At 74.2% G+C, this 22,658-nt stretch carries 18 protein-coding genes and 1 pseudogene; 6 read left to right on the top strand and 13 right to left on the bottom strand.

The window, feature by feature from the left end; genetic code table 11:
- Positions 1-21 precede the first annotated feature (21 nt).
- Positions 22-477: a tellurite resistance TerB family protein gene (locus TNCT1_RS07700; RefSeq protein ID WP_143629752.1), complete on the top strand. Its 456-nt coding sequence runs from the start codon at positions 22-24 to the stop codon at positions 475-477.
- 96 nt (positions 478-573) lie between these two features.
- On the opposite strand, the gene TNCT1_RS07705 is transcribed toward TNCT1_RS07700, so the two are convergent.
- From TNCT1_RS07705 to TNCT1_RS07715, 3 genes are all read right to left on the bottom strand, one after another.
- On the bottom strand, positions 574-1,548 hold the full coding sequence (locus TNCT1_RS07705) for a M56 family metallopeptidase (RefSeq protein ID WP_143629753.1): 975 nt from the start codon (positions 1,546-1,548) through the stop codon (positions 574-576).
- A gap of 20 nt (positions 1,549-1,568) precedes the next feature.
- Entirely contained in the window at positions 1,569-1,952 is a 384-nt protein-coding gene (locus tag TNCT1_RS07710) for a BlaI/MecI/CopY family transcriptional regulator (protein ID WP_143629756.1), read from the bottom strand.
- 200 nt (positions 1,953-2,152) lie between these two features.
- Positions 2,153-2,626 carry a carboxymuconolactone decarboxylase family protein gene (locus TNCT1_RS07715; RefSeq protein WP_143629758.1) on the bottom strand — a complete coding sequence of 158 codons (474 nt, stop codon included), beginning with the start codon at positions 2,624-2,626 and terminating at the stop codon, positions 2,153-2,155.
- Between the two features lie 302 nt (positions 2,627-2,928).
- On the opposite strand from TNCT1_RS07715, the gene TNCT1_RS07720 reads away from it, so the two are divergent.
- Both TNCT1_RS07720 and TNCT1_RS07725 read left to right on the top strand, forming a co-directional pair.
- The gene (locus TNCT1_RS07720; protein WP_143629760.1) at positions 2,929-3,885 is read left to right on the top strand and encodes a hypothetical protein; all 957 of its coding nucleotides are present in this window, start codon (positions 2,929-2,931) and stop codon (positions 3,883-3,885) included.
- 104 nt (positions 3,886-3,989) lie between these two features.
- A complete protein-coding gene (locus TNCT1_RS07725; RefSeq protein WP_143629762.1) occupies positions 3,990-5,906 on the top strand; it encodes an NAD-binding protein in 1,917 nt (638 codons plus the stop codon).
- A gap of 141 nt (positions 5,907-6,047) precedes the next feature.
- On the opposite strand, the gene TNCT1_RS07730 is transcribed toward TNCT1_RS07725, so the two are convergent.
- A complete protein-coding gene (locus TNCT1_RS07730; protein ID WP_143629764.1) occupies positions 6,048-7,868 on the bottom strand; it encodes a prolyl oligopeptidase family serine peptidase in 1,821 nt (606 codons plus the stop codon).
- Positions 7,869-8,081: 213 nt separating this feature from the next.
- Between TNCT1_RS07730 and TNCT1_RS07735 the strand changes: the two genes are divergently transcribed.
- Positions 8,082-8,918 carry an SURF1 family protein gene (locus tag TNCT1_RS07735; protein ID WP_143629766.1) on the top strand — a complete coding sequence of 279 codons (837 nt, stop codon included), beginning with the start codon at positions 8,082-8,084 and terminating at the stop codon, positions 8,916-8,918.
- A 67-nt stretch (positions 8,919-8,985) separates the two neighbouring features.
- Here the strand turns inward: TNCT1_RS07735 and TNCT1_RS07740 are convergent, their stop codons facing one another.
- The 7 genes from TNCT1_RS07740 to TNCT1_RS07770 form a co-directional block, all read right to left on the bottom strand.
- Complete coding sequence (locus tag TNCT1_RS07740) at positions 8,986-10,341, bottom strand: hypothetical protein (protein WP_235902413.1); 1,356 nt, start codon at positions 10,339-10,341, stop codon at positions 8,986-8,988.
- Positions 10,338-11,030: a SigE family RNA polymerase sigma factor gene (locus TNCT1_RS07745; protein ID WP_143629768.1), complete on the bottom strand. Its 693-nt coding sequence runs from the start codon at positions 11,028-11,030 to the stop codon at positions 10,338-10,340. Before TNCT1_RS07745 ends, TNCT1_RS07740 begins: the two co-directional genes overlap by 4 nt.
- A 321-nt stretch (positions 11,031-11,351) precedes the next feature.
- Positions 11,352-12,425, bottom strand: coding sequence for an aspartate-semialdehyde dehydrogenase (locus TNCT1_RS07750; RefSeq protein ID WP_143629771.1), 1,074 nt, complete (start codon positions 12,423-12,425; stop codon positions 11,352-11,354).
- Positions 12,422-13,714 (bottom strand): aspartate kinase, encoded by a 1,293-nt coding sequence (locus TNCT1_RS07755; protein ID WP_143629774.1) that lies wholly within the window; start codon positions 13,712-13,714, stop codon positions 12,422-12,424. Before TNCT1_RS07755 ends, TNCT1_RS07750 begins: the two co-directional genes overlap by 4 nt.
- 159 nt (positions 13,715-13,873) lie before the next feature.
- A complete protein-coding gene (locus TNCT1_RS07760) occupies positions 13,874-14,536 on the bottom strand; it encodes a DUF5063 domain-containing protein (RefSeq protein WP_143629776.1) in 663 nt (220 codons plus the stop codon).
- Complete coding sequence (recR, locus tag TNCT1_RS07765; protein ID WP_143630430.1) at positions 14,529-15,128, bottom strand: recombination mediator RecR; 600 nt, start codon at positions 15,126-15,128, stop codon at positions 14,529-14,531. Before recR ends, TNCT1_RS07760 begins: the two co-directional genes overlap by 8 nt.
- A 111-nt stretch (positions 15,129-15,239) precedes the next feature.
- The gene (locus TNCT1_RS07770) at positions 15,240-15,584 is read right to left on the bottom strand and encodes a YbaB/EbfC family nucleoid-associated protein (protein WP_143629778.1); all 345 of its coding nucleotides are present in this window, start codon (positions 15,582-15,584) and stop codon (positions 15,240-15,242) included.
- Between the two features lie 274 nt (positions 15,585-15,858).
- Here TNCT1_RS07770 and TNCT1_RS07775 point away from each other — a divergent pair, with 274 nt between their 5' ends.
- Complete coding sequence (locus TNCT1_RS07775; RefSeq protein WP_143629780.1) at positions 15,859-16,608, top strand: SLATT domain-containing protein; 750 nt, start codon at positions 15,859-15,861, stop codon at positions 16,606-16,608.
- 20 nt (positions 16,609-16,628) lie between these two features.
- Here the strand turns inward: TNCT1_RS07775 and TNCT1_RS07780 are convergent, their stop codons facing one another.
- Together TNCT1_RS07780 and TNCT1_RS07785 are read right to left on the bottom strand one after the other, a co-directional pair.
- Entirely contained in the window at positions 16,629-18,155 is a 1,527-nt protein-coding gene (locus TNCT1_RS07780; RefSeq protein WP_143629782.1) for a substrate-binding domain-containing protein, read from the bottom strand.
- A gap of 1,481 nt (positions 18,156-19,636) precedes the next feature.
- A pseudogene (locus TNCT1_RS07785) lies at positions 19,637-21,049 on the bottom strand (serine/threonine-protein kinase); the annotation flags it as partial.
- A gap of 226 nt (positions 21,050-21,275) precedes the next feature.
- Between TNCT1_RS07785 and TNCT1_RS07790 the strand changes: the two are divergent.
- Positions 21,276-22,631, top strand: coding sequence for an aspartate aminotransferase family protein (locus TNCT1_RS07790; protein ID WP_143629796.1), 1,356 nt, complete (start codon positions 21,276-21,278; stop codon positions 22,629-22,631).
- Positions 22,632-22,658: the final 27 nt, after the last annotated feature.

The raw sequence follows: 22,658 nt of genomic DNA on the forward strand, positions 1-22,658 counted from the left end.
TCGCATGTGGAGTTGGTTGGCATGGCCCTGTGGGACCGCATCAAGGAGTCCGCGTCTCAGATGCAGACCCAGTTGGTGGCGAAGAAGAACGACCTCAAGAGCGGTGCCTTCCGTGACGCGAGCATGGCCATGTGCGCGCTGGTCGCGGCTGCCGACGGAACCGTCGACCCCTCCGAGCGGCAGCGCGTGGCCCAGCTCATCGGCACCAACGAGGTGCTGCAGAACTTCCCCGCCGACGACCTGCGCCGCCGTTTCGAGGAGAACCTGAACAAGCTCACCGCCGACTTCGCCTTCGGCAAGGTCAGCGTCATGCAGGAGATCGCCAAGGCGAAGAAGAAGCCCGCCGAGGCCCGGGCGGTGATCCAGATCGGCATCGTCATCGGCGGCGCCGACGGCGACTTCGACAAGGACGAGCAGGCCGTCGTGCGCGAGGCGTGCTACGCGCTGGACCTGCCCCCGCACGAGTTCGACCTCTGACGGGAGGGACCCGGGCGGGTGCGCCCGGGGCCCCTCGCCGGGGCGGTGCCGGCCCGAGCAGCCCTCAGGAGGGCGACGCGGGTCTCCGGCCGCCTCTCAAAGGGGCGTCGCCGCCTGGAGGATGAGGTACATCGTCACGGCCGAGTTCGCCGACGACATCGCGGACACGGCCGTGCCCACCGCAGCGCCCCAGGCCGCCAGGCCCGCCGACGTGGACACCGGCGGCCAGCGGCGCCCCGCCGGGGCCGGTGCGAGCAGCGCCGCCACCCGGCGCGGCACCGGCCCGGGCGCGGCGAGGCACGGCAGCGTCGTGACCGGGGCGCGGGGCGAGGACAGGGCGGCCAGGCCGATCGCCCGGGCCACCGTGCGGCGGCTGCCGACCACGCGGGCCGCCTCCTCGTCCGCCCACCGTTCCGCCGTGTACGACACCGCCGTGCGCAGCGGGCGCAGGAACGGGTTGGCGCGGGCCGCCAGTTGGACGACCAGCAGGAGGCGGTGGTGCCGGGCGGCCAGGTGGGCGCGCTCGTGCGCGAACAGTGCCCGACGCTCACCGGGCCGGAGACGGTCCAGCAGGGCCGTGGTGACGACCACGCGGTCCCTGCGGCCCATTCCGTGCCCGAGCCCGCGTCCACGTCCGCGTCCGCGCCGGCCGGGGAGCGCGTACGCGTACGGCGTCCCGTCGCGGAGCACGGCCACCTCGGTGCCCGGCAGGCCGGCCAGTGCCCGGTGTGCGCGGCGGCGGGTCAGGGCATGGCTCCACAGGGTCCGCCCGCACGCCCCGACCACCGCACACAGGGCGGGGATAGCGGCCTTGCCGGCGATCTCGTCGTAGGGCACCGCGGCGCGCACCTCGGGGTCGGACCAGGCGTCCGGCAGCGGGTTGCCGGGGAGCTGGGCGGTGCCGACCACCATCACCAGGCCCAGGCACACGGTGCTGCACACCGCCATCACCGCCGCGACACCGGTCAGCAGCCGCGTGGCGGAACGGGGGTGCAGGTGCTGTTCGGCCAGGCGCGCGACCGGCCACGCGGTCAGCGGCAGCACCAGCGGCAGGAAGACGAAGAATCCCATCAGAAGGCCCCCATCAGACCTCAGTCGTCCTCCAGCAGGTCTTCCCCCAGCAGTTCGCGCAGCAGCCGCTCGTCCTCCGGTCCGAGGCCGGTGACGAAGCTGGCCAGCACGGCCTGCCGGTCGCTCCCTGCGTCCAGCACCTTGCGCATCTTCCGCGCGGCCAGGTCCGCCTCGTCCGACACGGGCGTCCAGGCGAAGGACCGGCCCGCCCGCTCCCTGGTGACCGCGCCCTTGGCCAGCAGCCGGGTGAGGATCGTGACCACCGTCGTGTAGGCGAGGTCCCCGCCCAGGCGCTCCTGCACCCAGCCGGCCGTCGCGGGTCCGCCCGCCTCCCGCAGCACCGACAGGACCTGCGCCTCCAGCTCGCCCTGCCCGCGCCTGCAACGCCGCCGGTCAGCCGTCACGCCCTGTCTCCTCTCCGCCGCCCCACACGTCGTGGGCGGTACATCGTAGGTACACCGGGCCGGTCCCCGCCGAGGCCGCCCGCGCCGGGGTCCGGTCGGCGGCCGCGTCCTGGGGCCGCCGGGGTCCGGCCGGCGGCCGTGTCCCGGGGCCGCCGGGCCCTTGTCGGCGAGGGTCCGGCGGACCTCTTCGCCCCTGCCCCTCAGCCGAACATGCCCGGCTCGTAGTCGCCGGCCGGCTGCTGGACGACGACGTTCAGACGGTTGTAGGCGTTGATCAGGGCGATCAGGCAGACCAGGGCGCCGAGCTGCTCCTCGTCGTAGTGCTTGGCGGCGTCGGCCCAGGCCTCGTCGCTGACGCCGCCGGCCGCGTCGGCGATACGGGTGCCCTGCTCGACCAGTTCCAGCGCGGCGCGCTCGGCGTCGGTGAAGACCTTGGCCTCCCTCCAGGCGGCGATCAGGTTCAGGCGGACCGCGGTCTCCCCCGCGTGCGCGGCGTCCTTGCTGTGCATGTCGGTGCAGAATCCGCAGCCGTTGATCTGGCTGGCGCGCAGCTTCACCAGTTCCTGCGTGGCGAGCGGCAGCGTCGAGTCCGACAGGACCTTCCCGGCCGAGTTGATGTAGCGGAAGAACTTGCCGGCGACCGGGTTCTCGAAAAGGTTCAAGCGAGCGTCCATGACGTCCTCCTGGGCGGTTGCTGTTGGCTACACCTCTCTGACGGAGCGGCCCGGAGAGATGTGACAGCAGCGGCTGTGACGTGGGTCACCCGAGGCGGGAGGGGTGTGGACCGGCGGTCCCGAGCCGGTCATGGATCCGCAGGAAATGTGTGCAGGAGCGCCACACAGGCCGCACACAGTCTGCGGAATGCCTCGTTAGCGTTGCTGGCCGACCGGTCCCCCGTGCGACCGCTCGGTCTCCCGTGCGAACGTGAACAGGCCCCGGCCGTGGCCGCAGGCGCCGTCGACCCAGGAAGACGTGAATGGACTACTGCTCCTCTTGCTGTCGGCATCTCAACGGCGCCCTGGTGTGCCCCGGCTGCGGCGCCTACGCCCCCGACATCGCTCCGCCGGTGGCGGTGAGCACGCCGGGCGCGACGCCGGGCACACCGGCAACGGCCGCGCAGGCGCACCCCGTCGACGCGTTCGACGCCTTCGGCACCGGTGACTGGTACGACGACTCGGCCGAGGCCGGCGAGGAGCCCGCGCCGGCCTCGGCGCCGCGGTTCCAGCCGTCCGGTGAGGCGGGCGGCCCTCCCGCCGCGTCCCGTGGGCGGGCGGCCCGGCGCCGGCAGCTCGCGCGCTGGAAGAAGAACAAGCGCCGGGCGGCGGTCGCGACCGCCTTCGCGATCGTCGGCGGCGGGCTGACGCTGGCCTCCGTGGACCGGCAGTCAGGTGACCGCGCCCAGGCGGCCGCGGCGCCCGACAGCCACACCATGGGCGTCGCGGAACGGCAGACCTCCGCCGAGTCCCGGCCCGACACGGCACCGCCCAGCGGCCGGCACCGGACGCCGCGGCCCGCGCACACCCAGGCGGCGCCCGCGGACGCCCCTCGCTCCGCGTCCGGCGGGCAGGGCAGGCACGCCATGGTCGCCGGGACGCCGGCCTCCGCGCCGGCCGGCGGGACGGACGCCGCGGCCACGCCGATTCCGGCGGTGACCCGGGCGGTCGAGGAGACGGCCGGCTCGGTGTCCGGGACGAAGTCCGGGACCGGCACGGGGTCCGGGTCCGGCGCGGGGTCCGTGACCGGCACGGGGACCGGGTCCGCGTCCGGGGCGGGGTCCGCCTCCGGGAGCGGCGGGTCTGCGGCGCAGGCGCCGGCCGGCTCGGTGTCCTCGAACGACGGCGGCGGTACCGGCTCGGGGACGTCCGCGACGACTCCCTCGCCCGCGGCCACCTCGCCGTCGCGGCTGTGCCTGCTCGTGGTCTGCCTCGGCTGAGCCGAGTTCATCCGGTCGCTGGAACCACCCTTGCCGGTGGGGCAGTCTTCTCCCTCGTGGCGAGCGTTCCGAATCAAGGTGGGGCCGGCGCGGGAGCGGCGCCGATGGTGGTGTGCGGCGACGACGGTCTCGCGCACCGGCTGGCCGCCGAACTGCGCACCGTCCACGGCGGGCAGGTCACCCTCGTGGTGCCGCCGAACGAGCGCCTGGCCCGGCCCCCGGTGGTCGGGCGGGCGCGTGCCGCCTCGGCCGCGCTGTTCGACCGGGTGGTCAGCGCCGCGGTGGGCCGGGCCGGGAACGGCGGCGGCGGTACGACGGCGGGGTCCGTCGGCGGCGTCGGCGTCGGCGGCACCGCCCAACGCGCCGACGGCGAGCGGGTGCTGGAGGCCTTCGACGTCACCGAGGCGGTGCTCGCCGAGGCCGGGGTGGAGCGGGCCGCCGCGCTGGCGCTCGTGTACGACGACGACGAGACGAACATCCGGGCCGCGCTGACCGCCCGCCGGCTCAACCCACGTCTGCGGCTCGTGCTGCGGCTGTACAACCGGCGGCTGGGCCAGCACATCGAGGGACTGCTCGACCAGGCGGCGACCCTGGCCTCCGGCGAGGGACCGGACGGCGGGCCGGAGGCGTCCACGACCGTGCTGTCCGACGCCGACACCGCCGCGCCCGCACTGGCGGCGGCCGCCGTCGCCGGCACCACCAGGGTCGTGCAGACCGAGGGTCTGCTGCTGCGCGCCGTGGAGCAGCCGCCCGGCCGGGACGGGCGGCTCGCCGAGCGGGGACTGTGCACCCTGGCGCTGCTGTCCGGCAACGGCGGCGGGTCCGCGCGGGCGGGCGGTGCGGGCGGAGGCGCCGGGGGCGAGGGGGCTCACGGGAGCGGGCACGGCGTGGAACAGGAGCCCCGGCTGCTGCCGGACGACGACGAGGTGCGGCTCGCCCGCGGGCGGTCCGCCGTGGTGCTGGAGCAGGTGTCGGCCGCCGATGGCGCCGGGGCGGACGCGGCGGGGCGCGGCTCCGGGGCGGGCACGGGGGTCGGCGCCGAGGTCGTGCCCGCGCTCGCCTCCCTCTTCTCGCGGCGGCTGCGGTGGTCGCTGGCCGGTCTGGTGGCGTGTGTGGTCGCGCTCGCCGTCGCGCTGTGGGTGGTCACGGACATCCACCCGTTGCGGGCCTTCTACCTGACGCTGCTGGACCTGTTCGCCATCGACGATCCGGCGATCGGGCAGTCGCTCGGGCGGCAGATCCTCCAACTGCTGTCCGGGCTGGTCGGGTTGCTGCTCCTGCCGGTGCTGCTGGCCGCAGTGCTGGAGGGGCTCGGCACCTTCCGGACCGCGTCCGCGCTGCGCAAGCCGCCGCGCGGGCTCGGGGGGCATGTGGTGCTGCTGGGGCTCGGGAAGATCGGTACCCGGGTGCTGACCAGGCTGCGCGAGCTGGACATCCCGGTGGTGTGCGTCGAGGCCGATCCGGAGGCGCGGGGGCTGGCGACCGCGCGGCGGCTGCGGGTGCCGGTGGTACTGGGGGACGTCACGCAGGAGGGGGTGCTGGAGGCCGCCAAGATCCACCGTTCGTACGCGCTGCTCGCGGTGACCAGCGCGGACACGACGAACCTGGAGGCCGTGCTGTACGCGCGGTCGGTGCGGCCGGATCTGCGGGTGGTGCTGCGGCTGTACGACGACGACTTCGCCACGGCGGTGTACCGGACGCTGCGGGTCGCGCATCCGCGTGCCTCGACGCGGAGCCGGAGCGTGTCGCACCTCGCGGCGCCGGCGTTCGCGGGGGCGATGCTGGGGCGGCAGGTGCTGGGGGCGCTGCCGGTGGAGCGGAGGGTGCTGCTGTTCGCCTCGGTGCCGGTGGCCGGGCATCCGGAGCTGGAGGGGCGGACGGTGGGGGCGGCGTTCCGGGCCGGGGCGTGGCGGGTGCTGGCGGTCGAGGGGCGGGTGGACGCGGGCGCGGACCACCTGCTGGGGGCCGGTGACCGGGTCGTCGTCGCCGCTACTCGCCGGGGGCTGGCGGAGTTGGGGTGAGCGCCCGGGGGGGGGCTGCGCCCCCTGGGCCACTGTCCTCGCCCGCCACACCCACACCCACACCCGTCTCGGCCGGCCGGGAAGGGCCCGTGCGTGTCCGGGGCGGACGGGTGGGGCCGCCCCGGACCGCGGTGGATGGGATCAGGCGTTGTTCAGGTGGCGGTCGGCGAAGTCCAGTTCCAGACGCACCTGCTTGATCCGTTCGTCGACGACCAGGGAGCCGTGGCCCGCGTCGTAGCGGTAGACCTCGTGCACCGTGCCGCGGCCCTCCAGGCGCTCGACGTAGTTGTCGATCTGCCGGATGGGGCAGCGGGGGTCGTTGACGCCCGCCGAGATGTACACCGGGGCCTTGACCTGGTCGACGTAGGTCAGCGGGGACGACGCCTCGAAGCGGTCCGGGACCTCCTCCGGGGTGCCGCCCAGCAGGGTGCGGTCCATGGCCTTCAGGGCTTCCATCTCGTCGTGGTACGCGGTGACGTAGTCCGCGACCGGCACTACCGCGATGCCCACCGCCCACGCCTCCGGCTGGGTGCCGAGGCCGAGGAGGGTGAGGTAGCCGCCCCAGGAGCCGCCGGTGAGGACCAGGCGGTCCGGGTCGGCGAGGCCGGAGGAGACCGCCCAGTCGCGCACGGCGGCCACGTCCTCCAGCTCGATCAGGCCGACCCGGTGCTTCAGGGCGTCCGTCCAGGCGCGGCCGTAGCCGGTGGAGCCCCGGTAGTTGACGCGGACCACGGCGTAGCCCCGGTCCACCCAGGCGGCCGGGCCGGCGGCGAAGGCGTCGCTGTCGTGCCAGGTCGGGCCGCCGTGCAGGTCGAAGACCGTGGGCAGCGGGCCGGTCGCGCCCGCCGGCTTCTGGATCAGGGCGTGGATGCGGCCGCCGGGGCCCTCCACCCAGACGTCCTCCACCGGGACCGACGGCGGGCACTTCATGCCGGGCGGGTCCAGGACGACGCGGCCGGAGGTGGAGCGCACCGCGGGCGGCTCGGCGGCCGACGACCACAGGTACTCCACGCTGCCGTCGGGCCGGGCCGTCGCCCCCGAGACCGAGCCGGGCGGGGTGGGGATGCGGGTCAGCTCACCGGCGGCCAGGTCGTAGCGGAACAGCTCGCTGCGGGCCTCGTGGCTGTGGACGACGAGCAGTGCGGTGCCGTCCGGGTACCACTCGGCGCTCACGTCGCCGGGCAGGTCGAGGGCGAGGTCCGTCTCGGCGCCCGTGGCCACGTCCCACACCAGCGGCTCCCAGCGGCCCCGGCGCTGGTGGCCGATGAGCAGCCGGGTGTCGCCGTCCACGGGGGCGAAGCCCAGCACCTCCAGGCCCAGTTCCCGGGTGCCGCCCTCGGTGTCGTCCAGCTCGGCGACCGTGGTGCCGTCCGGGCGCAGCACGCGCAGGGCCGCGTGCATCGCGTCGCCGTGCTCGGTGTGCTCGACGGCGATCAGGGCGCCGTCGTGGGAGAGGTCGCCGACGCCGGCCGACTCGCGGTGGCGGTAGATCTCCACCGGGTCCCGGCCCTCGCGGGCGAGGTGGATGGTCGTGCCCTCGTCGTCGGTCGAGCGGCCGACCACCGCCGTACGGCCGTCCCTGGCCAGGGCCAGGCCGGCCGGATAGGAGGGCTTCAGGCCGGGGACGGCGGCCTCGTCCGCGCCGCCCGTGAACGGCTGGCGGCGCCAGACGCCGAACTCGTCGCCGTCCTTGTCGTCGAACCACCAGATCCACGCGCCGTCCGGGGACAACACGCCGTCCGTCGTGCCGTTCGGCCGGTCCGTGGCCTGCCGCTGCCCGCCCGTCGCCCGGTCCCAGGCGTACAGCTCGTACGTGCCCGTCGCGTTCGACACGAACAGGGAGCGGTCCGGCGCGTCCTCGGCCCAGTCGGGCAGCGAGACCCGCGGCGCCCGGAAGCGCTTCTCCCAGTCCGGCATGTCCGGTGTGTCCGGCGTCCTGCTCTCACTCTTCGCCCCAGTCATGCGCCCATAGTGCCTGGTCCCACCGGCAGTCCGCTGGCGGTGCCCCCAGCCTGTGGACAACTTCCCGATCACACCCGCCGTGCCCGCGCGACGGGCGCGTGTCCGGCCGCACGTCCGGGCGGGCGCACCGGCACGCCCGCGCGGGTCGGTCGGCGCGCGCGCGTGGCCGACCCCGGGGCGGGGCCGCCGCACCGGAGCCGTACCGTTGAGGGCGTGTACCGGTTTCTGCTGACTCCCCGCTGGTGGGGCATCAACGTCTTCGTGCTGCTCGCCATCCCGTTCTGCGTGTTCATGGGGTCCTGGCAGCTCAGCCGGTTCGAGGGGCGGGTGCAGGACCACCGCGCCGCGACCGAGCAGGCCGCGTCGGACGGGCACGGGACGGCCCGGCCCCTGGACACGATGCTGCCCGTCGACAAGAGCACCTCGGGACGGCGGGTCACCGCGAGCGGCCGGTACGGCAGGCAGCTCCTGGTGCCCGGGCGGGAGCTGGACGGCAAAAACGGCTTCTACGTGCTGACGCTGCTGCGCACCGACGCCGGCCGGTCCCTGCCCGTGGTGCGGGGCTGGCTGCCGGGCGCGGCGGACGCGGGCAAGGCGCCCGCCGCGCCGTCCGGCGAGGTCACCGTGACCGGCGCGCTGCAGGCCTCCGAGACGCCGGGCGACAACGGCGCCGGCGCCCAGGGCGGTCTGCCCGCCGGGCAGACCGCGGCGATCAGCTCGGCCACGCTAGTGAACCTCGTGCCGGACCGCCTCTACGACGCCTGGGTCACCCTCGACCGGGCGGACGCGGGGATGAAGGCCGTGCCCGCGACCGCGCCCGAGGGCACCGGCCTGGATCTGAAGGCCTTCCAGAACCTCGGTTACACCGGCGAGTGGTTCGTCTTCGCGGGCTTCGTGGTCTTCATGTGGTTCCGGCTGCTGCGCCGCGAGGTGGAGTTCCAGCGGGACGCGGCGCTCGGTCTGGTGCCGGACCAGGAGCAGGAACAGGACGGGGAGCGGGAGCGGGAGGGCGAGGAGCAGGGGAACCCCTCCGCTCCCACCGCCGTCTGACCCGCCTCACCCCGCGGTAGCGGCCGGTCCGGTCGCCGTCCGGGGTCCGGACGGCGACCGGCGAGGGCTACGACGCCGCCAGCACCCCGGTGTAGTACACGGTGCCCGCGCACGCGTCGGGCACCGTCGCGGACGCCGACGGGGATCCCGTCTCGCCGGTGTAGCCGACGACGACGCTGCCGTCCGCCGTGCCCTCCTCGGTGAGGAGCTGGGTGGTGGTGCCCGACGTGCCGCCGGTTTCCGTGCCGCCGCCGACGCTCGCGGACTGCGAGGGCGTCGGGTCGGGCGAGGGGTCGCCGCCGTCGGTGCCGCCGGTGGTGGGGGTGCCGCCGCCGGCGGCGGGACAGGTCTCGGAGGGCACGAAGGCGAACCGCTCCTCGTAGGCGCCGCCGGGCTGCAGGACCAGCTTGGCGACCTCGAGCGAGGGATCGGGCAGCGCGGCCGCCGCGTCCCCGGCCACATGCCGGACGGCGCTGACCTTGGCCGGGTCCGCCGCGCCCTGCGCCACCGCGCTGACCACGACCCCGCCGGTCACGGTGCAGGCGGTGCCGGAGGTGTTGGTGACGCGGAAGGTGCCGTAGACGACGCCCGTCGAGTCGGGGCCGTCGGCGCCGCCGGTGACGGAGCCCAGCTGGACCGCGGTGCACAGCGCGGCGCCCGAGGCCGAGGGCGCGGACGAACCGGTGCCGCCGGACGAGCCGTTGCCGCCGCCGGTGCCGCCCTGCTCACCGGTCTTGCCCTTGTCCTTGTCCCGCTCTGGGGTGCTGCTGTGGGAGCCGCCGGTGCCGCCGGTGCCGGCCTGCGGGTCCTTTCCCTGGCTCGCGCCGCCCTGCGCCTCGGAGGACTGCCCGGCCATGGCGGTGTTGGGGTCGGTGCCGCCGGCGTTCGAGACGTGCACGAGGGCGGGGACGGCGGTGCCGATGAACAGGGCCGCGGCGGCCATGCCGACGGCGGCCTGGCGCTTGCGGGCGCGGCGGGCCGGCACCGCCCGGCGCAGGTGGTCGAGGGTGCCGGTGCGCGGTTCGAGGCCGTCGACCGCCGAATGCAGCAGGCTGCGCAGGAGCTCGTCCGAGCCGGGCCCTCCGAGCCCGTCGAGGCCCGTGCCGGGCGCCTGGGAGCCCTTTTCGTCGGGGCCGTGGTTCACAGTTCTGTTCCCAGCGTGCGATTTCAGGTGCTCTTGCCCCTGCCCCTGCGCCGGCTCGCGCCGGGCGGGGGCTTCATGGGGCTCGTCGGAGAGGTCCTCGGGCGAGGCGTTCACGTCCGACGGGTCCTCGGGCGACGGGTTCTCGCCCGAGGAGGTCTCGTGCGAGGAGGTCTCGCCCGAGGAAGTCCCGTGCGAGACGTTCTCGGGCGCGACGTTCTCGGGCGCGACGTTCTTCTCGTGCGGGACGTCCTCGTCGCCGCGCTCGGTGTGCTCGCTCATACCGGCGTCTCCATGGCCACCCGCAGGGCGGCGATGCCCCGGGAGCCGTACGCCTTCACCGAGCCCAGCGATATCCCGAGCGTCTCGGCGACCTGGGCCTCCGTCATGTCCGCGAAGTAGCGCAGCACCAGGACCTCGCGCTGGCGGCGCTGCAGGCCCTTCATCGCCTTGATGAGTTCGCGCCGCTCGAGCTGGTCGTAGGCGCCCTCCTCCGCGCTCGCCATGTCCGGCATCGGCTTGGAGAGCAGCTTCAGGCCGAGGATGCGGCGGCGCAGGGCGGAGCGGGACAGGTTGACGACCGTCTGGCGCAGGTAGGCCAAGGTCTTCTCGGGGTCGCGGACGCGTTTGCGCGCCGAGTGGACGCGGATGAAGGCCTCCTGGACGACGTCCTCGCAGGAGGCGGTGTCGTCGAGGAGCAGCGCGGCGAGTCCGAGCAGCGAACGGTAGTGCGCGCGGTAGGTCTCGGTGAGGTGGTCGACGGTGGTGCCGGCGGCCGCCGCGTCCGCGGCCGGCTCGGCGGCCGCGGTCTCGTCGGAACCGTCACGCTGGCTGGGGATGCGGGTGGGCCGCGCTGCAGGCATGGGCGCGATCACCGGCATGCCGCCGGGCATGCGCGGCCGGAGCGCCGCACGGGGCGGCCTGAGGGCCGCTGTACCGCGGGCCGCACTGAGTTCGAGTACCTCTGCCACGCCTGTTGGACACGCTTCCCCCCGGGAGGGTTGTACGTGCCGGGCGTCACATGTGCGACTACCGGCGGTTCCTCAACTGCCGTCATGCGTCCCGCTCTTCCCTTATGTCCCATTTGAACGGGCGTCCCCCACGCCCGGGATCACGGCGTCCCCACGCCGGGATCCTCACGCTCCGCCTCGCAAGGGTCAATGCAAAGACGCTCCCCGCCCTCCGCAGGGTTGCGGGGGACGGGGAGAAAATCCTCTGACGCCGGGAAGCGCGGATCAAGTGGTTTGGACCAGGTTCCCGGCCACGCTGCTTACATGAATACTACAAATGCTCTAACTACGGGTGGCTGTCTGCCCCGTGAGCTCCGCCGCCAGCAGCTCGGCGATCTGAGCGGTGTTCAGCGCGGCGCCCTTGCGCAGGTTGTCGCCGCAGACGAAGAGCTCCAGCGCGGTCGGGTCGTCCAGCGCGCGCCGCACCCGCCCCACCCAGGTGGGATCGGTGCCCACCACGTCGGCGGGGGTGGGGAACTCACCGGCGGCCGGGTCGTCGCACAGCACCACGCCGGGTGCGGTGGCGAGGATCTCGCGGGCGCCGTCGACGGTCACCTCGCCCTGGAAGCGGGCGTGCACGGTGAGGGAGTGCGTGGTGATCACCGGCACCCGTACACAGGTGACGGCGACCGGCAGCGCGGGCAGTCCGAGGATCTTGCGGGACTCGTCCCGCACCTTCATCTCCTCCGAGGACCAGCCGTCCTCCCGCAGCGACCCGGCCCACGGGACGACGTTGAGCGCGACCGGCTCCGGGAACGGCCCGGTGTCGTCCCCGACGGCCCGCCGCACGTCACCGGGCTTGGTGCCCAGCTCGGTCCCGGCGACCAGGGAGAGCTGGGCGCGCAGGGTGTCCACCCCGGCGCGGCCGGCGCCGCTCACCGCCTGGTACGACGACACCACCAGCTCGCGCAGCCCGAACTCGGCGTGCAGCGCGCCCAGGGCGACGATCATCGACAGAGTGGTGCAGTTGGGGTTGGCCACGATGCCGCGCGGCCGGTTGCGCACCGCGTGCGCGTTGACCTCGGGCACGACGAGCGGCACGTCGGGGTCCATCCGGAAGGCGCCGGAGTTGTCGACGACCAGCGCGCCGCGCGCGGCGGCGAGCGGCGCCCACTCGGCGGCGACCTCGTCGGGCACGTCGAACATCGCGACGTCGACGCCGGTGAAGGCGTCCTCCGACAGGGCCGTCACCTCGATCTCCTCCCCGCGCACGGCCAGCTTGCGGCCGGCCGAGCGCGCGGAGGCGATCAGACGGATCTCGCCCCAGACGTCCGCGCGCTGGGACAGGATCTGGAGCATGACCGCGCCGACGGCTCCGGTCGCCCCCACGACCGCGAGCGTCGGCTTGGCGGTCATCGGCCGGTGCCCCCGTAGACGACGGCCTCGTCGGTGTCGGAGTCGAGCCCGAAGGCGGTGTGGACGGCGCGGACGGCCTCCGGCACGTCGTCCTTGCGGGTGACGACCGAGATGCGGATCTCGGAGGTCGAGATCAGCTCGATGTTCACGCCCGCGTCGCTGAGCGCCTCGAAGAACGAGGCGGTGACGCCCGGGTTGGTCTTCATGCCGGCGCCGACCAGGGAGATCTTGCCGATCTGGTCGTCGTAGCGCAGGGAGTCGAAGCCGATGCCGCCCTTGTTGCGCTCCAGGGCGTCGATGGCCTTGCGGCCCTCGGTCTTCGGCAGGGTGAAGGAGATGTCCGTCAGGCCGGTGGACGCGGCGGACACGTTCTGCACGACCATGTCGATGTTGATCTGGGCGTCGGCGATGGTCCGGAAGATCGCGGCGGCCTCGCCCGGCTTGTCCGGGACGCCGACGACCGTGATCTTGGCCTCGGAGGTGTCGTGCGCGACGCCCGAGATGATGGCCTGCTCCACCTTCTTCTCCCCTTGCTGCTGTGTCTTCGGCACCACTGGCTCGCTGCTGACCCACGTGCCCTGCAGCCCGCTGAACGAGGAACGGACGTGGATCGGGATGTTGTAGCGGCGGGCGTATTCCACACAGCGGTGGAGCAGCACCTTGGAACCGGAGGCCGCGAGTTCCAGCATGTCCTCGAAGGAGATCCAGTCGATCTTCTTCGCCTTCTTCACCACGCGCGGGTCGGCGGTGAACACGCCGTCGACGTCGGTGTAGATCTCGCACACCTCGGCGTCGAGAGCGGCCGCCAGGGCCACCGCCGTGGTGTCGGACCCGCCGCGGCCGAGCGTGGTGATGTCCTTCTTGTCCTGGCTGACGCCCTGGAACCCGGCGACGATGGCGATGTTGCCCTCGTCCAGCGCGGTGCGGATGCGCCCCGGCGTGACGTCGATGATCCGGGCTTTGTTGTGGACCGAGTCGGTGATGACGCCTGCCTGGCTGCCGGTGAACGACTGGGCCTCGTGCCCCAGGTTCTTGATCGCCATGGCCAGCAGCGCCATGGAGATGCGCTCGCCGGCGGTCAGCAGCATGTCGAACTCCCGGCCGGCAGGCATCGGCGAAACCTGCTCGGCGAGATCGATCAGCTCGTCCGTCGTGTCGCCCATCGCGGAAACGACGACAACCACCTGGTTGCCGTTCTTCTTCGCTTCCACGATCCGCTTGGCGACGCGCTTGATGCCTTCGGCATCGGCTACGGAGGAGCCTCCGTACTTCTGCACGACAAGGCCCACGTGCGCTCCTCGCTCGGTTCGTTTGTGTCGGCTCAGTTTACCGAGCGTCCGTTTTCCGCCCCCCTGCTCCCGCATGGTGAGACACCGGACGCCCGCAACCGGCACCTGCCCAGCCCCCGGCGGAGCACGCGCAAAGTGCCCCGCGTCACAGCGCGGCGGCTACTTGCCCGGGCCGCCCAGTCCGAGGGGGCCGCCGATCTCCTCGGCCATGACCCGGCCCGCCTCGAACTCCAGGGTCTCGTCGCCCATGCCCTGGTCGGTGTCGAGGCCGTCGAGCTCCTCGAGGGGCTGGTCGAGGCGGACGTGGATCAGCACGGACTGCAGGGCGCGCAGCACGGCGGAGGCGGTGGGGCCCCAGTTGGAGAAGTAGGAGAACTGCCACCACCACAGGGCCTCCGTGATGCGGCCCGAGCGGTAGTGGGCCATGCCGTGGCGGAGGTCGGTGATGATGTCGGCGATGTCGTCGGAGATCCGGGCCGGCACGGACGCCCTGCGCGGCTCGTAGGGGTCGAAGACCTCGGAGTAGACGTCCACCGGCTCCAGCAGGCGGGCCAGGTTCTCGCGGAGCCCGTCCACGTCCGGTTCGGGGCCCAGGTCGGGCTCGTAGCGCTCGTCCGGGACGAAGTCCTCGTGGGCGCCGAGCCGGCCGCCGGCCAGCAGGAGCTGGGAGACCTCCAGGAGCAGGAAGGGAACGGTCGAGCCGGGCTCGTCTCCCCTCGCCACCTCCGTGACGGCCACCAGGAAGCTCTCGACCTGGTCCGCGATCTGGACCGAGAAGTCGTCCGGGTTACGCGTCGAGTCGTGCAGCGTGGCGTCAGACATCTAGGAGTCGTCTCCCCTCGAAGGCGCGGCCGAGAGTGACCTCGTCCGCGTATTCCAGGTCGCCGCCCACCGGGAGGCCGCTGGCCAGGCGGGTGACCTTCAGGCCCATGGGTTTGATCATGCGGGCGAGGTACGTGGCCGTCGCCTCGCCTTCGAGATTGGGGTCGGTGGCGAGGATCAGCTCGGTCACCGCGCCGTCCGCCAGCCGGGCCAGGAGCTCCCTGATGCGCAGGTCGTCGGGGCCCACGCCCTCGATCGGGCTGATCGCGCCGCCCAGGACGTGGTAGCGGCCGCGGAACTCACGGGTGCGCTCGATCGCGACGACGTCCTTCGGCTCCTCCACCACGCAGATGACGGCCGGGTCGCGGCGCGCGTCGCGGCAGATGTTGCACAGCTCCTCCTGTGCCACGTTGCCGCAGACCGCGCAGAAGCGGACCTTCGCCTTGACCTCCAGGAGAGCCTGCGCGAGCCGCTTCACGTCGGCCGGCTCCGCCTGCAGGATGTGGAAGGCGATCCGCTGCGCGCTCTTGGGACCGACGCCGGGCAGCCGCCCCAGCTCGTCGATGAGGTCCTGGACCACGCCTTCGTACAACGGACTGACCTTCCTGGAGACCTTTCGGTACGTACGGTAGTCGGCGGCCGCCCGTCCTTGGAAGGCGGCGGGCATGTCGCTCCGGTGGCCGGCACCGGAACGGCCGGCGGATCAGAAGGGCAGGCCCGGGATCCCGCTGCCGCCGCCGAGGCCCTGGGCCAGCGGGCCCAGCTTCTGCTGCTGCAGCGTCTGCGCGTTCTCGTTGGCCGCCTGCACGGCGGCCACGACCAGATCGGCGAGGGTCTCGGTGTCCTCGGGGTCCACCGCCTTCGGGTCGATCTTCAGAACCCGCAGCTCGCCGGAACCCGTGACGGTGGCCCGCACCAGACCGCCGCCGGCCTGCCCCTCGACCTCCGTGTTCGCCAGTTCCTCCTGGGCGCGCTGGAGGTCCTGCTGCATCTTCTGGGCCTGCTGGAGCAGCTGCTGCATGTTGGGCTGGCCACCACCGGGAATCACGATCGGCTCCTGCTTCCTCGTCCGCTGCGTTGTCGTTCGCTGTGCACGAGCCTACGTGGTCCGCCCGGCCCTCGCCCCGCCACTCTTTCGAGTGACAACAACGGCAGCCCTATACCTGATCAAGGCCCTCTTCCGGGCGGAAAAGCCGGCAAAGCCACGTCCGCGCCACCCATTGGGCGGTAGGAAGGGGGCCGCACGTCGGCATCCGGTGTCACGCGGTGTGACGGGGGTGCGCGTTGGCGTGTTCGGTGTCGTGTTCAGTAGGGAGTGCCGGGTGGGTCAGCCGGAGATGCAGCCCGAGGGTCCGCCGCAGGACGGGCGGGGCGAAGGTCCGGCCGGACCGCGGCCGGGCGATCTGACCGGGCGGACCTTCCCGCTCGGGGACTGGGGGGAGCCCGCCGAACGCCTGGAGGAGCTGTACCGGTGGGTGGAGCTCGGCGCGCTGCGGACGGCGGCCTGGTACCTGGAGGACCGGGTGTGGAAGCGGCGGGGCGCACGGGCGCTGCGGGCCGGCGCCGCGGCCGGGGCGGTCCTCGGGGCCGCGCTGCCGCTGCTGGACATGACCAGGGTGGTCGGCGGGGTCGCGCCCTGGGGGTATCTGGCGCTGCTGCTCGCGGTGGCCTGTGTCGGCGCCGACCGGTTCTTCGGGGTCACCTCCGGGTGGATAAGGGACGTGGCCACCGCGCAGGCCGTGCAGCGCCGGCTGCAGATGCTGCAGTTCGACTGGGCGTCGGAGAGCGTCCGGGAGGTGCTGGGTCCGGCGGAGGGCACGGCGAGCGAGGCCGCCGAGCGGTGCCTGGGGGTGCTGCGGCGCTTCTCGGAGGACGTGCAGGACCTGGTGCGCACGGAGACGGCCGACTGGATGGTGGCGTTCCGCACGGGGTCGGCGCCGCTCGGCATCCAGGCGGCGGTGGCGCCCGGCATGCGGGTGGAGCCCGCGGCCCCGGGCGGCCGGCACCCCTTGCCGCCCGCGAACGGCGCCCGCCCGAACATGCCCCGCCAGCGGCCGCCCGAGCCGCGGTAGCGCCCGCGGAGCGCCGCGCCTCACCGGCACAGCCGCATGCCCTCCGGCGTCCAGCACGGCACATGGCCGTGGGTGCGGATCACGTCCTGCCCGTTGCCCCGGGTCAGGTACGTCAGGAAGCTCGACGCCAGGGAGTCCGCCGGGGGCTGCCCGTAGGTGTAGGCGTACTCGATCTCGCGGTACGGGTACGTGCTGTGGCCGTGCTCGATCGCGTCCACGGAGGGGGCGCCGGAGTCGAGGGACAGTACGTGCAGGCCCTTGGCCCGGGTGGCCAGGTTGAGTTCGCTGTAGCCGACGGCGCCGGGCAGCTTCGCCACCTCGGCCAGCACCTGGTCGGTGGAGTCGAGCTCGCAGCGGGTCACCGGCGCCGTCGCGTCGTCCTTGTGGACGCAGTCGACGGAGGAGTTCGCCGGCTCGCCGCGGCCCAGTACCCGGCGCTGGAAGACCTGCCGGGTGCCGGAGCCCGCGTCCCGGCTCACCAGCCGCACCGGCACCGGACGGCCGCCCAGCCGGCTCCAGTCGGCGACGTCGCCCCGGTACAGGCGCCGCACGTCCGCCGTCGAGAGGTCCCTCAGGCCCACGTCGTCGTTCACGACCAGCGCGAAGACCGACAGCGCGACGCGGTTCTCCCGCAGCCGGGGCATGTCGGCGCTTCTGGGCCCGTCGGAGAGCGCCAGCAGCGGCGGCGAGCCGTTCTTCGCCTCGGCGCCGGCCGCCTCAAGCTCCCGCAGGCCGGCCGTCGAGCCGTGCGGGTCCACGGTGACGGCCGCGCCCTCGCAGTCCGCCTCGTACTTCCGCGCCACCTCCCGCAGCACCGGCGCGAACGCCGTCGACCCCGTGACGGTCAGCGTGCCCCGCGCGCAGCCGATCGGCGGGGGCGTGTCGTCGCGGGCCACGACGATGGTGGCGAGGGTCAGCACGGACACCGTGAGCATGATGGTGATGAACCGGGAGGCGCGGCTGAACAGCGGCGGTTTGTCGTCGGGTGTGGCGCTGCGGTTGGGGTGGACCTCGCCCTCCCTGATCCCGCCCACGACCCGGATCTCCCGGCCGACGTCCCCGCCGGACAGCAGCACGAGCAGCTTGAAGTGATCGCCCCGGTTCAGCGGGACCCGCGGGATCCGCAGGGTGTTGCCCTCGTAGCCGAAACCGCGCTCGGCGGTGAAGTGGTCCATCAGGTGGTCGGTGTCGGTGGGCTGGGTGACGGACACGCCCCGGACGGTGCGGTCGGTGAACACCGCGGTCAGGCCGTGGCGTTCGGGGCCGGTGTAGTCGTCGCGGTCGATGCCCTGCGAGCCGTCGTTCTCCAGGCGGAGCAGCACGAGGGTCGCGTCGGCCATGTCCGGCGCCTCGTCGAAGAGGCCGAGCCGGCGGTTGGCCCGGCCCGAACGGACGTCGTCGCCTATCGGGTTGTCCATCTGCACCCGGTAGCCGATCCGCTTGCGGCGCGGCACCCGGCGCTCGTACCAGACCATGCCGGCGGACGCGACGATGCCCAGCACCGCCGTGCCGACGGCCACGACGTTCTCCGCGCTCAGCCACTCCATATGGGCGCCCCCGCCACTCCCGGAGCCGTTTGGTGGGGTCACGGTACGCACGCGGAAGGGCGGGAACCGGATCCGTGCGCGGAAGTTCGCCGAACGTTCAACCACCGTGCGGAGAAGGGGATTTCAGCTCACTGACGGGTGTAGGTCAGACTCTCGCCGCCGCCCGCCTTCGCGCGCTTCAGCCGTCCGTCCGGGAGCAGGGTGACCTCGGTGGCCTCACCCGGGGAGCAGGAGGACATCGGGTCGCCGCTGGTGACGGTGGACGGGCCTATCTCCAACGGGCCCTCGCCGTGCGGCTGTTCGGCGAGGGTGGCCTCGAAGACGCAGTGGTAGGTGCCGCCGCCCTCGACGGGGCCGTCCGCGACCAGGGTGAGGACCGTGTCGCCCACGTCGCCCTGCGCGATGGTCAGCTGACGGGTGTTGGCGCCGCCGGTGTTGTCGATGGCGGTCTTCCAGGTGCCGAGGTAGGCGGCGGGGACGGCGCCGTCCGCGGCCGCGGGTGAGGCCGTGCCGGAGGGCGGGGCGGAGTTCGCCGGCGTGGGCGCCCGGGAGGCGCCGGGCGCGCTCGTGGTGCCGGCCGGCGCGGGGGCGGCCGTGTCGCCGCCGTGCCTCATCAGCGCGTACACCGAGCCGCCCGCGCCCAGCGCCACCACCAGCGCGACCACGACGAGCAGGGCGGTGGACCGGCCGCCGGGCCGCGCCGGCTCCGGCTGCCCGGCGAACGGCTGCGGCCCGTGCGGCGGGGTGGCGCCGAGCCCGCCGTACGGGGGGTACGGCTGCTGCGGGTAGCCGTACCCGGCGGAAGCGGGCTGCGGGTGGCCGTACCCGGCGGAAGCGGGCTGGGGGTGCTGCTGGGCCTGCTGCGGGTAACCGTGGCCGTACGGAGCGGGCGAGCCGTACGGGTCCGGGGCGCCGTGTCCCGGAGGGGTCTGGGAGGCTCCGGCGGGCGGGGCCTGCCCGGCCGGCGCGTCAGGCAGGTGCCCGGCGGCCGCTCCGCCACCGTCGGACCGGTCCGCCGGCCTCGGGGCGCCATCGGCCGCGAGCCCGTGCTCGGGCGACATGCCGGACCCGGCCGTCTGCCCGCCGCTCGCACCAGCACCGCCGAGAACGCCACCGGTCCCGGCGCCCGCGCCTCGGTCCGCGGGGAAGGCGACGGCTCCGGCGCCGTCGGGACGGGCACCGGCGGTCGGGCTCGCGAGGGTGGAACCCGCGCCCGCGCCTGCTCCAGCGGAAGGAACCGCGCCCTTGTCCAACAGCCCGCTCGTCCCCTTCCCACCGTGCCCGGCGGCCCGCGCACCACCGGGGCCGGAAACACCCGGGGCACCTGCCGGGTCAGCGGGACCTGCCGGGTCAGCGGGACCTGCCTCGTCGACAGAGTCGTCAGGGTCCCCCGAACCGACCGAGGCGGTCACCCCCTCCGGGTCAGCGCCCGAGGACACCCCCGCACCCTCCACCGGAGGGCGGGCACCACCAGGCCCGCCGGCACCCGAAGCACCCGGCGCATCCCCGACTCCCGAGGTACCCGAACCCGCCGGAGCCCCCGGCCACACCGGCGCGGGCGAGCCCACGGGACCGCCCGCGCCCCCAGCGCCCGGACCGCCCCCGCCCGCCGGGCCACCCGGACCCGAAGGCGCCCCCGCACCCTCCACCGGAGGGCGGGCACCACCAGGCCCGCCGGCACCCGAAGCACCGGGACCCGGCGCACCACCGACTCCCGGGGCACCCGAACCGGCCCGAGCATCCGAACCGCCGGACGCGCGCCCGCCCGCCGGGCCACCCGCACCCGGAGACGCCCCCGCAGCCTCCACCGGAGCCCCCGCACCGCCGGCGCCCGGTGCCGCCCAGCCCGCCGGCGCCCCCGGCACCGCCGACCCGGGCCCCCGCACGCCACCGGCCGCAGCAGCCCCCAGGGCCCCCAGCGCGCTCCCGCCCGCGATGCCGCTCCCCCTCGACGTGCCCGTGTCCGAGCCGCCCTGTGGGTCCTCGGTCTCCAGGAGCCGGACCGCGTGGCGGCCGAGCTGGGCCACCAGGGCGCCGGGGAGCCAGGGGTCGCGGGAGCGGCCCTCGGCCACCGTGTCCTCGGCGCCCGTCCACTCCAGGACCCGGGTCAGCGGAGGGCGGGCGGCGGGGTCCTTGCGCAGGCAGTCGCGGACCAGGTCGGCGATGCCCTCCGGCACCCGCTCCAGGTCGGGCTCCTCCTGGGCGATGCGGAACATCAGGGCGTGCGCCCCGCTGCCGGCGCCGCCGAAGGGCATGACCCCGGTCGCCGCGTAGGCCAGCACGGAGCCGAGGCAGAAGACGTCGCAGGCGGGCGTGACCCGGTCGCCGCGCACCTGTTCCGGCGCCATGAACCCGGGCGACCCCACCAGCGAACCGGTCCGGGTCAGTCCGTCCCCGGCCAGCGTCTCGAGCGCCCGTGCGATGCCGAAGTCGATCACGCGCGGTCCGTCGATCGTCACCAGCACGTTCGACGGCTTGAGGTCGCGGTGGACGATCCCGGCCGCGTGGATGTCCTGCAGCGCGTGCGCGAGTCCCGCCGCGAGGATGCGTACCGACCGCTCGGGCAGTGCCCCGTGGTCGTGCCCGACGACCTGCTGCAGGCTCGGGCCGGCGACGTACCCGGTGGCCACCCAGGGCACCGGCGCCTCGGTGTCCGCGTCCAGCACGGGCGCGGTCCAGTACCCGCCGACGCGCCGCGCGGCCCCCACCTCCTGCCGGAACCGCGCCCGGAACTCCTCGCGCGCGGCCAGCTCCTCGCGGACCAGTTTCACGGCGACGGTCCGGCCCCGGTCCGACCGCGCCAGGAACACCTGCCCCATGCCGCCCGCGCCCAGCCGCGCCAGCAGCCGGTACGCGCCGATCCGCCGCGGGTCCCCCGGTCCCAGCTTGTCCATCCCCGCGCCGCCTTCCCCCCATAGGTCTGCAACGGACCGAAGGATAGTGCGGGGGACAGTGCGGGCGTACCGGCGGCCGTGCCGGCCCGCCTCCACGGTTCGGTGACAGCCGCCGTGCCGGGCCCCGGCCGCCCCGGCCACGTCGACAACATGTCGTGGAATGCCCCCGGCCAGGGAACAGGACGCCGATGTCGCGAGCGCGGCGGGGGCCTCTACCCTCGGGCGCATGACCCCTCAGCCCAATCCCGAAGCCGGTGCCGCAGTGAAGGCCGCGGACCGTGCGCACGTCTTCCACTCCTGGTCCGCGCAGGACCTCATCGACCCGCTCGCCGTGGCCGGCGCCGAGGGGTCGTACTTCTGGGACTACGACGGCAAGCGGTACCTGGACTTCACCAGCGGGCTCGTCTACACCAACATCGGCTACCAGCACCCCAAGGTCGTCGCCGCGATACAGGAGCAGGCGGCGAGGATGACGACCTTCGCGCCCGCCTTCGCGATCGAGGCCCGCTCGGAGGCGGCCCGGCTGATCGCGGAGCGGACCCCCGGCGACCTGGACAAGATCTTCTTCACCAACGGCGGCGCGGACGCCGTCGAGCACGCGGTGCGCATGGCCCGGCTGCACACGGGCCGCCCGAAGGTGCTCTCGGCGTACCGCTCGTACCACGGCGGCACCCAGCAGGCGGTGAACATCACCGGCGACCCGCGCCGCTGGCCCTCCGACAGCGGCAGCGCCGGTGTCGTCCGCTTCTGGGCGCCGTTCCTGTACCGCTCCCGCTTCTACGCCGAGACCGAGGAGCAGGAGACCGCGCGGGCCCTGGAGCACCTGGAGACGACGATCGCCTTCGAGGGGCCGGGAACGATCGCCGCGATCATCCTGGAGACCGTCCCCGGCACCGCGGGGATCATGCTGCCCCCGCCCGGCTACCTGGCCGGCGTCCGCGAGCTGTGCGACAAGTACGGGATCGTCTTCGTCCTGGACGAGGTCATGGCCGGGTTCGGGCGGACCGGCGAGTGGTTCGCGGCCGACCTGTTCGGCGTGGTCCCCGACCTGATGACCTTCGCCAAGGGCGTGAACTCGGGATACGTGCCGCTCGGCGGCGTCGCCATCTCCGCGGAGATCGCCGAGACCTTCGGCAAGCGGCCCTACCCCGGCGGGCTCACCTACTCCGGGCATCCGCTGGCCTGCGCCGCCGCCGTCGCCACCCTCGGCGTGATGGCGGAGGAGGGCGTCGTCGAGAACGCCAAGCGGCTCGGCGAGAGCGTGGTGGGGCCGGCCCTGGCCGAGCTGGCCGCGCGGCACCCGAGCGTGGGCGAGGTCCGCGGCACCGGCATGTTCTGGGCGCTGGACCTGGTGAAGAACCGGGAGACCCGCGAGCCGCTGGTGCCGTACAACGCGGCCGGCGAGGCGAACGCCCCGATGGCCGCCTTCGCGGCCGCCGCCAAGCGGAACGGCCTGTGGCCCTTCGTGAACATGAACCGCACCCACGTGGTGCCGCCGTGCAACATCACGGAGGCCGAGCTGAAGGAGGGTCTCGCGGCCCTGGACTCGGCGCTGGGCACGGCCGACGAGTACACGGAGTAACCGCGCCACGGCTGCCGCCGGGCCGAT

The organism is Streptomyces sp. 1-11 (genome assembly GCF_007176755.1).
Lineage (GTDB): Bacteria > Actinomycetota > Actinomycetes > Streptomycetales > Streptomycetaceae > Streptomyces.